12 protein-coding genes are annotated in these 14,030 nt (G+C 58.7%); 8 read left to right on the top strand and 4 right to left on the bottom strand.

Features of this window, described 5'->3' with window-relative positions; genetic code table 11:
• The first annotated feature begins 117 nt into the window (after positions 1-117).
• The 5 genes from ACSQ3Z_RS09310 to dddP all read left to right on the top strand — a co-directional run bounded on the left by ACSQ3Z_RS09310 (position 118) and on the right by dddP (position 6,663).
• Entirely contained in the window at positions 118-1,659 is a 1,542-nt protein-coding gene (locus ACSQ3Z_RS09310; protein ID WP_436170993.1) for a trimethylamine methyltransferase family protein, read from the top strand.
• Between the two features lie 58 nt (positions 1,660-1,717).
• Entirely contained in the window at positions 1,718-3,367 is a 1,650-nt protein-coding gene (locus ACSQ3Z_RS09305) for an ABC transporter substrate-binding protein (protein ID WP_436170992.1), read from the top strand.
• Between the two features lie 92 nt (positions 3,368-3,459).
• Positions 3,460-4,152: a corrinoid protein gene (locus ACSQ3Z_RS09300; RefSeq protein ID WP_436170991.1), complete on the top strand. Its 693-nt coding sequence runs from the start codon at positions 3,460-3,462 to the stop codon at positions 4,150-4,152.
• 82 nt (positions 4,153-4,234) lie between these two features.
• Complete coding sequence (locus ACSQ3Z_RS09295; protein WP_436170990.1) at positions 4,235-5,266, top strand: GlxA family transcriptional regulator; 1,032 nt, start codon at positions 4,235-4,237, stop codon at positions 5,264-5,266.
• Between the two features lie 65 nt (positions 5,267-5,331).
• Entirely contained in the window at positions 5,332-6,663 is a 1,332-nt protein-coding gene (gene dddP, locus ACSQ3Z_RS09290) for a dimethylsulfonioproprionate lyase DddP (protein ID WP_436170989.1), read from the top strand.
• A 317-nt stretch (positions 6,664-6,980) separates the two neighbouring features.
• On the opposite strand, the gene ACSQ3Z_RS09285 is transcribed toward dddP, so the two are convergent.
• The 4 genes from ACSQ3Z_RS09285 to ACSQ3Z_RS09270 all read right to left on the bottom strand — a co-directional run bounded on the left by ACSQ3Z_RS09285 (position 6,981) and on the right by ACSQ3Z_RS09270 (position 11,296).
• Complete coding sequence (locus ACSQ3Z_RS09285; RefSeq protein ID WP_436170988.1) at positions 6,981-7,967, bottom strand: aldo/keto reductase; 987 nt, start codon at positions 7,965-7,967, stop codon at positions 6,981-6,983.
• Positions 7,968-8,347: 380 nt separating this feature from the next.
• Positions 8,348-9,454 (bottom strand): mandelate racemase/muconate lactonizing enzyme family protein, encoded by a 1,107-nt coding sequence (locus ACSQ3Z_RS09280; protein ID WP_436170987.1) that lies wholly within the window; start codon positions 9,452-9,454, stop codon positions 8,348-8,350.
• Positions 9,455-9,548: 94 nt separating this feature from the next.
• Positions 9,549-10,895 carry an NAD(P)/FAD-dependent oxidoreductase gene (locus tag ACSQ3Z_RS09275; RefSeq protein ID WP_436170986.1) on the bottom strand — a complete coding sequence of 449 codons (1,347 nt, stop codon included), beginning with the start codon at positions 10,893-10,895 and terminating at the stop codon, positions 9,549-9,551.
• Positions 10,892-11,296, bottom strand: coding sequence for a hypothetical protein (locus tag ACSQ3Z_RS09270; protein WP_436170985.1), 405 nt, complete (start codon positions 11,294-11,296; stop codon positions 10,892-10,894). Before ACSQ3Z_RS09270 ends, ACSQ3Z_RS09275 begins: the two co-directional genes overlap by 4 nt.
• A 532-nt stretch (positions 11,297-11,828) precedes the next feature.
• On the opposite strand from ACSQ3Z_RS09270, the gene ACSQ3Z_RS09265 reads away from it, so the two are divergent.
• From ACSQ3Z_RS09265 to ACSQ3Z_RS09255, 3 genes are read left to right on the top strand one after another with little or no spacing between them, the layout of a single operon-like run.
• Positions 11,829-11,996 (top strand): hypothetical protein, encoded by a 168-nt coding sequence (locus ACSQ3Z_RS09265; protein ID WP_436170984.1) that lies wholly within the window; start codon positions 11,829-11,831, stop codon positions 11,994-11,996.
• The gene (locus ACSQ3Z_RS09260) at positions 11,993-13,081 is read left to right on the top strand and encodes a quaternary amine ABC transporter ATP-binding protein (protein WP_436170983.1); all 1,089 of its coding nucleotides are present in this window, start codon (positions 11,993-11,995) and stop codon (positions 13,079-13,081) included. The genes ACSQ3Z_RS09265 and ACSQ3Z_RS09260 overlap by 4 nt, the downstream gene beginning before the upstream one ends.
• Positions 13,081-14,022, top strand: a complete 942-nt coding sequence (locus ACSQ3Z_RS09255) for an ABC transporter permease (RefSeq protein WP_436170982.1) — start codon at positions 13,081-13,083, stop codon at positions 14,020-14,022. Before ACSQ3Z_RS09260 ends, ACSQ3Z_RS09255 begins: the two co-directional genes overlap by 1 nt.
• Positions 14,023-14,030: the final 8 nt, after the last annotated feature.

Genomic DNA, 14,030 nt, shown 5'->3' with positions numbered 1-14,030 from the left:
AATTCTCAGGATAATTGTTCGCCCCTATCATCAACGTCAATGAGCAGGGCCGCGTTCCGTACGCGGACCGAGGAAAGTTCTGTTGACGGGGACCTTTTGCGCCCTCTGGGAAACACGATGATGGACACTGATACACCCGCAATCCGCCGCCGCGGAGGACGCGCGTCGGTCGTAGCTGCCCGGGAAGCAGAGAGGAGGCCTCGCGTCTCGACTATCAAGTACGGCATTCGACCTGTGGAAGCCGTCACTGCTGAGCAGCTTGAGCGCATTCACCAGGCTTCGTTGGCGATCTTGCGCGAGATCGGAATCGAATTCCGGGATGAGACAGCGATCCGGCAATGGAAGGAGGCGGGCGCGGACGTCCAAGGCCAACGTGTGCGCCTCGATGGCGAGATGCTGATGCATCTCATCTCCAAGGCCCCATCCCGCTTTGAGATGACGTCTCGCGATCCGTCACAGCGTTTCGAGATCGCGCCGGACACAATGACCTTCAGCGCCATGCAGGGCGCGCCGAACGTCCGGGACCTCCAGGGTGTGCGACGCGCATCCACGATCGAGGATCTGCGGAACATGAACCGGCTGACCCAGATGCTGCCCGGGTTCCATATCGCCGGCGGGTTCACCTGTGAGCCGACCGACATCGCTGTTCCATGGCGCCATCTGCACATCAACCATTCGAGCCTGGTGGAAACGAACATGCCCTTCTTCGGTCTGACGACCGGGAAGCAGCGAGCCGAGGACTCGATCGCCATGGGGCAGATCGTGCACGGCAAGGCCTTTATGGATCAGAACGCGGTGATGCTCGGTCACGTATCGGGAAACTCGCCGCTGGTCTGGGATTCGACCATGCTGGAAGGGCTCCGCGCTTTCGTCGAGGCGAACCAGGTCGTCCTGCTGTCGCCTTTTGTGCTCGGCGCCGCAAACACTCCCGCCGACATCCCGGCCACAATCGCGCAGTTGAACGCCGAGGCACTCGCAGCGCTCGCCTACACCCAACTGGTCAGGCCCGGCGCCAAAATGATCTATGGGCAATATTCAGTCTCGGTTTCGATGCGCAGCGGCGCTCCGATGTCCGGCATGCCCGAAGTCACTCTGATCAACGCCGTCATCGGCCAACTGGCAAGACGGTATGGTTTGCCGTGGCGAACGACTGCATCCCAGTCGTCTGCCAAGACCTTTGATGCTCAGTCCGGATACGAGTCGGCGATCGCTTACATGTCGGGAGCGAGCGCATGCGCGAACCTGATGATGCATGCGGGCGGCTGGGATGAGGCCGGCCTCGTATGCTGCATGGCGAAGTTTGTCGCCGACGCTGAACAGAACCTGCTGATCGAAAAATACGCGCAGGGGATTTCGTTCGAGCATTTCGTCGACGCTCTTGAGGCAGTGCGGCGCATTGGCCCCGGCGGCCACTATCTGGGAGATTCCTTCACGCTCAAGCGCTTCAAGGACGCATTCTTCGCGCCGGAGATCCTCGACTACCTCAGCTACGAGCAGTGGAAGGTCAAAGGCTCCAAGGACATGGCGGAGCGCTGCCGTGAGAAGGCGAAATCGATCATCGCGAGTTACGAGCAACCGCCGATGGATCCGGCCGTGCGCGAGGAACTCGATGCATTCGTGACGCAACGCCAGGAGGAAATTTCGCCAAGCCTTGCCTAAGGGTCCGCGCACGAGCCCATGCAGTCAATATCCGGGAACACCAACAAGGGAGACAAAAATGGGACTTTTCAGAAGCAATGGGAATCGCGTTCCAGCTGCCATCGAAAAGATGGCGAGCGACGTCAAAGCAGGACAAATGGACAGGCGCGAGTTTCTCGCGCTTGCTAGCACGTTCGGCGCCTCGGCTGCCATGGCCTACGGCTTGATCGGCGTAGCATTGCCCCAGCCCGCACGCGCCGCTGAGCCCAAGAAGGGCGGAATCCTCCGCGTGTCCATGCCCGTCAAGGCGCAGAAAGACCCACGTACCTATGATTGGGTGGAACTTGCCAACATTTCTCGCTGTTGGCTCGAGCCGCTGGTTCGCTACACACATGAATTCACATTTGAGCCTGTCCTGCTGGAAAGCTGGGAGGTCAATGACGATGCCACCGAATATGTCTTCCATGTCCGAAAGGGTGTTACCTGGAACAATGGCGACGCTTTCGACGCCGATGACGTAGTCCTCAACATCACCCGCTGGTGCGAGAAGGGCGTCTCCGGCAATTCGATGGCCGCGCGCGTCGGGGGACTGATCGATGCCAAGACCGGTAAGGCAAGAGATCGAGCTATCGTCAAGGTCGATGACCATACCGTCAAACTCAAGCTGAGCGAGCCGGACATTGCCATCATCGCGAATTTCACCGACTACCCCGGACTGATCGTCCATCGCAGTTTCGATGCCGGCGGCGCCGACCCGGTCGCAAAGCCGATCGGAACGGGGGCATTCGAACTGGTATCCTATGCGGTCGGCAGCAAGGCTGAAGTCAAACGCCGCGAGAATGGCAAATGGTGGGGCGGCGAAGCTCTGCTGGATGGCGTGCAATTCATCGACTATGGCACCGACTTCCAGGCAACGGTGGCTGCCTTCGACTCCGGTGAGATCGACGTCAATATGGAGACGCCGGCTGACTTCATCGACATCCTGGACAAGATGGACGTGGTCAAATCGCAGGTCGCTACCGCAACGACTCTGGTGTGCCGCACCAACACGACCAACAAACCATATGACAACAAGAAGGTCCGTAACGCGCTGCAGATGGCGGTCGATAACAACACTATCCTTCAACTCGGCTATGCAGGACGGGGAACGGTCGGCGAAAACCATCACGTCAGCCCGATCCACCCGGAATATTTTGCCCTGCCTAAGAAAAGCCGGGATGTCGAGGGCGCGAAGAAACTCATCGCTGAATCCGGAAATGCCGACTTCGAGCACGAGCTGATTTCGATCGACGAAGACTGGCAGAAGAATACTGGTGACGCCATTGCGGCGCAGCTGCGCGAAGCCGGCATCAAGGTCAAGCGCACGGTGCTTCCGGGTTCGACTTTCTGGAACGACTGGGCGAAGTATCCCTATTCGCTGACCGTTTGGTACATGCGGCCGCTCGGGGTGCAGGTCCTGGCGCTGGGTTATCGCACTGGCGAGGCTTGGAATGAGACTGCTTACGCAAACCCGGACTTCGACGCCAAACTCAAGAAGGCGTTCTCGGTCAGCGACGCCGCCAAGCGGAAGGAACTGATGAAGGATATCGAAGACATGCTGCAGGATTCTGGGGTCATCATCCAGCCGTTCTGGCAAAGCCTCTTTGGTCACATGAACAAAAAAGTTCAGAACTATGCAATCCACCAGACTTTCCAGATGGATTTGCAGAAAGTCTGGCTGGCAGCCTAGCAGACTCCCAAGGCTCCAACCGGAAGCCTGGTCGGCGCCCCATCGAGCATGGGGTGCCGACCTTCTTTGAACCATGCATGAGGCGACCCGACATGTCCGACGACGAGATCATCCTTTCCGAGCTTTCCGATGACGAGTTGGTGCAGCAGATGCACGACGACCTCTATGACGGGTTGAGGGACGAGATCGAGGAAGGCACCAACATCCTGATCGAGCGCGGCTGGGTGCCGTACAATGTGCTGACCGAGGCGCTGGTCGAAGGCATGCGCATCGTCGGCGAGGATTTTCGCGACGGCATCCTGTTCGTGCCGGAAGTGCTTTTGTCCGCCAACGCCATGAAGGCCGGCATGTTCATCCTGCGCCCGCTGCTCGCCGCTACCGGCGCGCCCAAGCAGGGCAAGATGGTGATCGGCACCGTCAAGGGCGACATCCACGACATCGGCAAGAACCTCGTCGGCATGATGATGGAGGGCGCCGGCTTCGACGTCATCGATCTCGGCATCAACAATGCCGTCGAGAAATACATGGCAGCGATTGAAGAGCATCAGCCCGACATCATCGGCATGTCGGCACTGCTGACCACGACAATGCCCTACATGAAGGTCGTCATCGACACGATGAAGGAAAAGGGCATTCGCGACGACTATATCGTCCTGGTTGGCGGCGCGCCGCTCAACGAGGAATTTGGCAAGGCCGTCGGCGCCGACGCCTATTGCCGCGACGCCGCGGTGGCGGTCGAGACCGCCAAGGACTTCATGAAGCGCAAGCACAACGTCCGCGGTTGATGGCGGCGGTGTCCATCCTGCAAGACGCTGGTGCCAACGCCCCGCTCGATGTTGATGACCGTCAACGAGGATGTATGACCTTATGAATGCGCCATTTTCAGCGAGGGACAGTTGGCGGATTGTGGGATGGAATCCCAACCGGCAGGTGATCGACACCGACGACGTGTACCGCCTGGTCATTCTCGCACTTCCGGGATTTTCCCAGCTCGGCCTTTCATCCTTCGTGGATCCGCTTCGCCTTGCCAATTCCATCTCCGGGCGATCCTCCTTCGAGTGGACGATTGCGAGCCCGGATGGCCAGCCGGTTGAATGCGCCAGCGGGTTCATCCTTTCGGTCGGCAGTAATTTTGCCGACACTGGAGAATGCATTCAGTCCGGCAAGGGACCAAGCATGGTCATCGTCTGCGCAGGCGAGCCGGTCCAAAAGCAGATGTCGACTTCCCTCACCAAGATTCTTCGGCTTTGTAAGCGGCACGGAGTTCCAATCGCGGCGTTGGGTACCGCGACATGGCTGCTGGCGGAAAGTGGATTACTCGACGATACCGCTTGCACAATCCATTGGGACAAGAGGGCCGCCCTGTCGGAAAAGTTTGGCCGCCTCCAGGTTATCGACCAACTGTTCGTCCGCGATCCTCACCTCCTGACTTGCGCAGGAGAATTCGCGTCCTTCGACCTGGTTATGGAGCTGATCAGCGAGCGCCTCGGCAGAGACATTGCGCTAGCAGTCTGCCGACATACGACTGCCGGGCATTGGCGCCCCGCCTCCGATAGACAATCGACCATCAATGCTGGTGAAACCGGCATCTGTAAGGCGCTGGTAGACGTCATTCGAATCATGGAGGAGCATATTGAAGACCCGCTGCCGCTGCGCTACATCGCAAAATGCGTCGGCCGCTCGCAGCGTCAGATCGAACGGCTTTTCCAGCAGTCGATTACGTCGTCTCCCATGCGATTCTACCTGCATTTGAGACTTAGCCGCGCCAAGCGTCTCATTGAACAGACAGAACTGCCCGTGGTCGAGATCGCAATCGCATGCGGTTTCGCGTCGGCCTCGCATTTTTCGAAATGCTTCCGCCAGGCCTTCGGCGCCAATCCAAGTGCCTGTCGATCCTGATCTCGCGGTGACAGTGAATGCGGCGGAGCCATCGACACGCATATTCGGCAGTAGGAACCGTCATCATGTCTTCATTTTCGATCGTGAATCATAAGATTGATCCTACGCGAGGTGCAAGGGCACTGAAGGCGGACGGGAGCATCGACAACAACGATCGTGTGGAAATCGGCCCGACTGACGTGGCATTTGCTGAATGGGAGCAACTGGGACTCACTGCCCCCAATCTGGAGCGGATGAGGAAAACCCGGCTAGACCGCCTCGTGCAACAGCTGCGCCAACGGGATTACGCCGGCGTGCTTTGCTTCGATCCGCTGAATATTCGATATGCGACCGATTCCTCGAACATGCATATCTGGACCATGCACAACCCGTCGCGAGCCGTGTTCGTGTCAGCGGACGGTTATGTCGTGCTTTGGGACTTTCACCGCTGCAGTCATCTCTCGACTTACCTACCGCTGATCAACGAGATCCGAGACGGTGGGGCGGGCTTCTACTATTTCGTTGCCGGCGATGCAGAGGAAGCAATCGCCAAACAATTCGCGGGGCAGATCGATGAATTAATGCGACGGAGTGCCGGCAAGAACCGACGTCTTGCCGTCGACAAGATCGAAATTCCCGGCCTGCGCGCGATGGAAGCAGTCGGTGTCGAGGTCTGCAACGGCATGCAACTTATGGAGCACGCGAGGGCCATCAAGGGTGTCGACGAGATCAACGCTATGCGCTGCTCGCTAGCCACATGCGAAATCGCTGTCGGCAAAATGCGCGAGCGTTTGCGACCCGGCATAGCGGAAACTGAATTGTGGTCGGTTCTTCATGCCGAAAACATCGCCCGCGGCGGCGAGTGGATCGAAACGCGCATTTTGACTTCCGGCCCACGCACGAACCCGTGGATGCAAGAGGCCGGTCCTCGACGCATAATGCCAGGGGATATGGTCGCCTTCGACACCGACATGGTCGGGCCCTATGGCATGTGTGCGGATTTTTCGCGCACTTGGTATTGCGGCGACGGCAGGCCAACCGACGAACAGCGAAGGCTACACGCCATCGCGTACGAGCACGTGATGACCAACATGGCCATGCTCAAAGCTGGAGTATCATTCAACGAACTAACCGAGCGCGGCCACAAGCTCCCTGCCGAGTTCGTGGATCAGCGATATGGCGTCATGATGCATGGCATCGGTCTATGCGATGAGTATCCCGCGATCCTCTATCCTCAAGACTTTATCCCTGGAGTATTCGACTATGTTCTCGAGCCGGGGATGACGTTGTGCGTTGAGGCCTATATCGGTGCCGTTGGTGGCCGTGAAGGCGTGAAGCTCGAAGAGCAGGTTTTGATCACGGACAGCGGCTTTGAAAACCTGACAAAATGCCCATTTGATCGAGCTTTGATGATCTAGGATTGTCCGGCTGTGCAACTGTTCGTCGATTAGCCGTTAGCCGCTTTTGGGGCAATCGCGACCGTCCCTCGGTAATTGCCGCTCTTGGGATTTGGCGTCAGTCGACAATAGGTCCGCAATGAGGTGCAAAGCTGTGGCATGGAAAGGTCTCTGCGCTGTCCTGAGGAACGAAACCCGGATGGCCCGCTCCGCTGTTGTCGACCATCTTCAGACGTTGGAGATGCCGGACGAGATCGTGTGGCCGACGCGGCGCAGTAAGCGCCGCCTCGACTAGTCGTTCCCTAAACGAGAGATACGACCATAGCCACTTCCATAGCCTACCACGCGTAGGCCCCCGGCGCTTCGCCGCCGGGGCCTGGCCAAATTTCGTCCAGCCTCGTCAGCGTGTCATTCGAGAGGTTCAGTGAGGGTGCCTTCAAGTTCTCGCGGAGCTGCACCACCGCCCGGGGGCCGCTGATCACCGCGCTGACAATGGGATTGTGAAGCAACCACGCGAGGGCCACGAGGGCCGGCGCTTCGCCCAGTTCATCGCAGAGCGCTTCATAGGCTTCCAGTTGCGGGCGCAGTTCCACGATCCGCGTTTGAAGCGGCGTCGACGAGCCGTGCCCCTGGGCTGCCCCGCGGAGCACGCCGCCGAGCAACCCAGCGCCGATCGGTCCATATGGGATGAGGCCCACCCCGTAGTGACGAAGCGCCGGAATCACCTCTAGCTCAATGGTACGCTGCGCGAGGTTGTAGAGGCTCTGCTCGGAAGCCAATCCCATCAGATTGCGCGACGCGGCCGTGCACTGGGCAGTGGCGATGTCCCAGCCGGCGAAGTTGCTGCTGCCCACGTAGGTGATCTTGCCCTCGCGGATCAGCTGCTCCATCGCCTGCCAGATTTCCTCCCACGGCGTGGCCCGGTCGACGTGATGCATCTGGTAGAGATCGATGTGATCGGTCTTCAGCCGCCGCAAGCTGGCTTCGCAGGCGCGTCGGATGTGATAGGCAGACAAACGGCGATCGTTGGGACCAGTATCCATCGGCTGGTAGACCTTCGTCGCCAATACAATCCGGTTGCGCCGGCCGCCCTGCGCGAGCCAACGGCCGATGATCTCCTCGGAGATGCCGTAGCCCTTCTCCATTTCGGGCGATTGCGGGCCACCATAAACATCCGCCGTGTCGAAGAGATTGATGCCGGCGTCGAGAGCTTCGTCCATGATCGTGACACTGTCCGACTCATCGATCTGCCAGCCGAATTCCATCGTGCCGAGGGCTATTCGGCTGACCTTGATGCCCGTCCGGCCTAGATGAGTGTAATTCATCGCAAAACGCCTTAGATTTGTTTCAGGATAACGACTTCTGCTCCCGTGACTTCCGATGCATCCATGCCATGCGCAACCTAGCGGAATACTCCAGCTAGAAGCGCCCATCTTGTATCGCAGTTCGCATGCACAGCGAGGCTCCGCTTTGAGCGTGTTGAAACAGCTTTGCCGAAGTTCCGCGAGAAGATTTCCTGGTCCCGGTCCTGGCCGATCTTCCGAATGCGAAAAGCCTATGTGCCAACCCCGACCGCCGATCCGGTCTACCTTTATACGGCGGCCCATCAGGATATGGTTTCAATGCTAGCGGCATTGGCGGCTGAAGCATCGCCGTCGCGGCTGGCATGTCGCTCAAATCCTGTCCGATTGAGAGTCTCCGCCGATCAACCATAAGATGCCACCGGTGAGCCAAAATAGGATCCCTGCGGAAGAATTCCCAGGCCAGGCCCATTCGGAAGACTAATATGTCCATCTTCGACGGACACACCGTTCTTCTCGTCATAATGGCCTTCGATGTATGGTGCCGCGATCCAGACGCCCTCGTTCAGGCGCGGACTGACAGTTGCACAGATGTGAACACAGGCGGCGGCGAGAATGTCACCACCCCATGCATCGTCGCAAGTGTGCGGCATTGATCGTGCCTCGCAAAGATCACGCACCGTCGCCATTGCATGCAGACCACCAATGCGAGTCACCTTCATCCCAAAGCCGTCACATACCCCCTCTCCGATCGCACGGATCACAGTGGAAAGGTCCTCGGTGTTTTCGTCGAGATACACTGCGTGGTGTAGTTGATTGCGGATGGCCTTGATCTCTTCGAACGTATTGCAAGGCTGTTCCAGGATGAACGGAACATCGAGGCATTCGCGACTGAGCCGCAGCGCGTCGCGCGTCGTCAGCGATCGATTGGCGTCGGCCGCAAGTCGGGCGCGTCCCCCGACGCGCTCCCAGACCTTGCGCACGACAGCAATGTCGATCTCGACCGGTCTACCACCGATCTTCATCTGGAGGCGCGGATAACCTTCCGCTACACGCTCCGCCGCAATACGCGCAACCTCATCTGGCTCGCCTATGCCCAACGCGTAATATGAAGGAACCCGTTCGGTCACGGCACCGCCAAGAAGGTCGGCGACGCGCATGCCGAACTGTTTGCCCATGATGTCGTATGCCGCCATATCCACCGCCGCCTTTGCGTATCGGTGGCCACTAAGGAGGCCATCCATCCGGCGTCGAAGGGCTACTGGCTGAAGTGGGTCGGCTCCGATCAGTCCCTGTGCCATCTCATCCAGTGCAGCCCGTGCACCTTTTGCATGATGCGGCTGATAGGTCGGGCCTACAGGGCAGGTTTCGCCCCAACCGATGAGACCGTTGTCGGTCACGATCTTAACGATCGTCGTATCGAGCGCATACACCTTGACGCCGCCCATTGTGTAGGGACCGTTCTTAACCGGCAGATCATGCGCGAAGACGTGGACTTCCTTGATTTTCATGTCGTTCCAATCAGAAGCAATATCTTTCGCGAGGCAAAGCGTGTGAACGTCGGGTTAAACGATCGGCCCAGCGCAGTTAGTGATTTGGGTATTGCTATTCCTCACGCGCTCTCCATTCTTTCCAACGGAAATAGAGGTTCGCGCCGATCTCCGCGAAGGGCGCCGGTACGAGCTTCGACGGTTCTGCTTCAGCCATGAAATGCGCGGAGATTTTCGAAGGACGGTTCAACAACATGTCAGCCGCAGCGATGCCGGTTAGCGTACTACGCACCGTTCCGAGTCCGTTGCAGCAGCAGGCTGAGAAAAGACCTGGATCAAGTTCGTGCATCATCGAGACGCCGTTCCAGGTCAGGCAGAGGTGTCCAGCCCAACTGTATTCCATGGGAACATCGGCGATGGCAGGAAAGCGGTCCGCGAATTTTCGCCGATGGACCTTTGCCGCACGGGCGACAGCTGACTTCGACGGCACCATCCCAGGCAGATAGCTGGCGCAAGTCCGGGTGATGACGCGGTTTCCGCCCTGTGCGGTGTCGATGCGCCGCATAGTCGTACCCATCGGGTCGGACGGCGTAATGCCCCAACGAGGCTGCCCTCCCAGCCTGGAAAGGACTTCAGCGTCGAGCTCGACAGTCATCGAGGCGTACAGGAAAACGTGCATGAGCCGTTTGCGGGCGAAGCCGAAGCTCTCAAGGTGCCCGTTGTTGGCAAGAATGACCTTCGCCGCGGTGACATGGCCATTGGGCGTTGTAAGCGCCCAATCCTGGTTCACTCTTGCTAGCTTTGAGACAGGGGATCCCTCGAACACGAACACGGCGTCGCGTCGAAGACCTGTACCAAGCGACCGGATATAGCCCGCCGGCTGGATCATCACTGTTCCGGGCGTGTAAAGGCCAGACGTGTAGTGGCGACTTCCCGTTACCTCATGCATAGCCTTGGCGTCGAGCATTTCACTGGCTTCGCCCAATTCGGTGAGGTGTTTTGCGTAGCTTGCGTTGAGGTCGCGCGCGGTCTCGCTGGCTGCTCCGTTGATCTTGCCCGCTGGATCGAAATAGGCGGGGTCGATTCCGTACTCTTCGACGCACTCCTTCGCGAAGCTAATGGCGGCGCGATTCAGCGCGATCATTTTCTCGTCCTCCTCGACACCCTTTCCGGCATAATCATCGGACTGCACATCGTGCGGCAGGTCGATCATGAAGCCGGAGTTGCGGCCGGAAGCGCCTTCCGCAAGACCACTAGCCTCAAGAACGGCGATACGAAGGTTCGGGTCTTGTTGGCGCAGGCGTTTGGCGGCTGAAAGACCGGCGAAGCCGCCGCCAACTATGGCGACATCGACACGAATGTTGCCTTCAAGGGGCGCAGAACAGGGTTGGGCCGGGAGGATGGCGTTCCAGGCTGCTGGCCCCCGTTGGACCGGCAGCCTTTCAGCCTTGTGGACGGTCACGCGACCGCCTCGTCTGCGTCACCGGTGAGATCAAGCCAGCTGGTCTTGATTCTGGTGTACTTGTCGGGGGCGTGGATGCCGTTGTCGCGACCGCCGAAGCCGGAAGACTTGAACCCTCCGAAGGGAGTTGTGATGCGATGCATTAAATGAATTTCCCGCCCTGCTCCAGCGCGCGTCAGAAAGTCCTGCGGGATGAACCCAGTGTTCGAAAACGCCAAACGTATCTGCTTCGCCACTGCCTGCTTGCTGCTTGCTATCGAGAAGCGGCGCGATGTCGACCACCGAAATGTTGTCAAGGCTTTCGCGCTTCGCACGCAGCTTGCCATCCAGACTGGCAAACGAGATCTACGGACATTGAGCACCTTGGTTTTATGGATGGATACGGGGCCGACCTTGCCCATTCGTTCCAGTCCCCTCAACTGCAAAAATATTGCTGTCGGATTACTTCTAATAATCTGGCGTCACTGATCGGTCCTGATGGATTCCGGCATCAAATTGATCCTGCCCAAGACAGGCTGGCAACGAAGACCCCTGCCTATCCAAAGTTGGTGACAGGATCGCCGATTTGAACGAGGAGCGCTCCGGGCGGAAGAACTCCATTGCCATGCATACCCCAGATCGCAACTGGCGAAAGCTGGTGCTGTCGGGACTGCAGGCATTTTCATGTGCAATCTGAGGATCCCCGCAACTCAACCAAGGTGTGAGACTTCTGCAGGCGCGCGTGAGAATGGTTTGCTGGCCAGCCTTCAGTGGTTTGAGCTGCGTTTCCAATAACGACCCGAATTGGATCAATGGTGGGCGAGAAGCCGAAGCCATGGACGTCTGCATTTTAGTCAACACGCACGTGAGACTTTTGCAGTTGGTCAAATGGGCGGGTTGCAGCAAAGGTGCGCGCGGCCAGGCTGCGGCTCGCGAGTTTTTTTGGAGGCCCGCATGACCGTTGAAGCGCAAGTTTCTCGAAGGCGAGAACGCAATGCGCGCAGGACTATTCGGACCGCGGTGCAAGTGGAGATGCTGCCGACACTCAAGCGCGAGCTACCCGTGCTCGAGCCCATGGATGCAGAACAGGTAGAAAAAACGACAATAAGGGAACAGCAATGAGTATTCAGGGTGAAGAGCCCGTCATTCGATGCGATGGCGTCTGGAAGGTATTCGGCGCCAAGGCCAAGGAGGCGATCCAAGCCGTCAAGGCTGGAGAGCTGAACAAAGCTCAAATCCGCGACAAGCTCGATTGCGTCGTTGGGGTCAGTGACGCCACCTTCAGCGTCGGCCGCGGTGAGATATTCTGCATCATGGGGCTTTCGGGATCAGGGAAGTCGACCCTGATCCGACACATCAACCGATTGATCGAGCCTACCGACGGTGCGATTTACATTGAAGGCCGAAACGTCAGTGCCATGGGCGCGAAGGAACTGCGTCAGATCCGTGCCGAAACCATCGGCATGGTCTTCCAAAACATGGCCTTGATGCCCCACCGCAACGTTCGGGACAACGTAGCGTTCGCGCTGGAAGTGAGAGGCGTCGCTGAAGACAAGCGCCGTGAGGTTGCCCTGCAGGCGATCGAGGCGGTGGAACTCACGGGGTGGGACCTCAAATACCCCGATGAGCTTTCCGGCGGCATGCAACAGCGCGTGGGTCTGGCGCGCGCCATAGCGGCAAATCCGTCGATCCTGCTGATGGACGAACCGTTTTCCGCGCTCGATCCGCTTATCCGCCACCAGTTGCAGGGCACCTTCATGGAGCTCTCCGCCGAACTCCATAAGACCACCGTGTTCATCACGCATGATCTGTCCGAGGCGATCCGCATCGGCGACCGCATCGCCATCATGAAGGACGGCGTTCTGGTGCAGATCGGCACGCCGGAGGAGATCGTCACAAACCCCGTCGACGAATACGTCGCGCAATTCGTCGGTGGCATCTCCAAACTAGATCTTGTCACCGCCGCCAAGGTGATGCTGCCACTTGAGCAGTACCGACAGACCAACGGCTCGGCCGATACCGCAAATTGGCCAGTCGCCCGGCCCGACGACAAGCTCAACACATTGGTAAACCTGTCTATCGGAACCGCCCATCCCATCCTGGTGAGAGACGGCGACGTCGTTGCCGGTGTCGTGACCAAGGACGCTTTGCTGCGGGGCATTCAAGGCCGGGACCACGCCGGCCCGGCTAAACGGGAGATCAATTGATGGCCGATGAAAAGACCTTCAACTGGCTAAATCCGTTCGAGAGCGTCGATCTGAAAATCGCTGATCATTCCGACGGCATAAAGCAGTGGGCGATTGACAACCGCGAAGCAATCCAGCCCTTCAAAATCTTCCTCGATGGCGTGATTCAAAGCATCGAACGAGCTTTCTTGGCGGTTCCGCCGCTCGTCATGCTCGCCATCATCGTGTTGATCGCCTGGCAGGCCGCGGGCCGCCGGACCGCCATCTACGTCGCAGTCGCTCTGACTGTCCTCGGGTTTCTCTCGCCAGAAGCGTGGTCACTGGCGATGACGACGCTGGCTATCGTGATGGCTGCGGTGATCCTCTCCGTGATCATCGGCCTTCCTCTCGGAATCCTCGCAGGCAAGAGCGATCGTTTCGAAGCTGTACTTCGGCCCCTCCTGGATACGATGCAGACCATTCCAGCGTTCGTCTACCTGGTTCCGGTCGTCATGCTGATCGGAATTGGCAATGTCTCGGGCGTCTTGGTTACGGTCATATTCGCGCTCGCCCCATTGATAAGACTCACCTCACTTGGCATCCGCACGGTAAATCCAAGCGTCGTCGAAGCGGCCCGCGCGTTCGGTGCCTCAGCATCACAGATCATGTTCAAGGTCGAGCTGCCGATGGCCACGCCGACCATTTTCGCGGGCCTCAATCAGACCATCATGCTGTCGCTGTCGATGGTGGTCATCGCGTCGATGATCTCGGTCCGCGGCCTTGGCAACGAAGTGCTGCGCGCCATGGGACGACTCGATGCCGGAAAGGCCATCGTCGGGGGGCTTGGCATCGTGATCCTGGCGATCGTCCTCGACCGCATCACCCAAGGCCTGAATCAGTCGAGGCGCGAAAGAGGCCATCGCCACTGGTGGCAGAGCGGGCCTGTCGGGCTGATCGCCAACCTGTTCCACAGGCATGCCTGACGAGAACC

This window comes from Mesorhizobium sp. LjNodule214, assembly GCF_964252735.1.
Lineage (GTDB): Bacteria > Pseudomonadota > Alphaproteobacteria > Rhizobiales > Rhizobiaceae > Mesorhizobium.
This window is presented reverse-complemented; position numbering and strand designations above follow the sequence as displayed.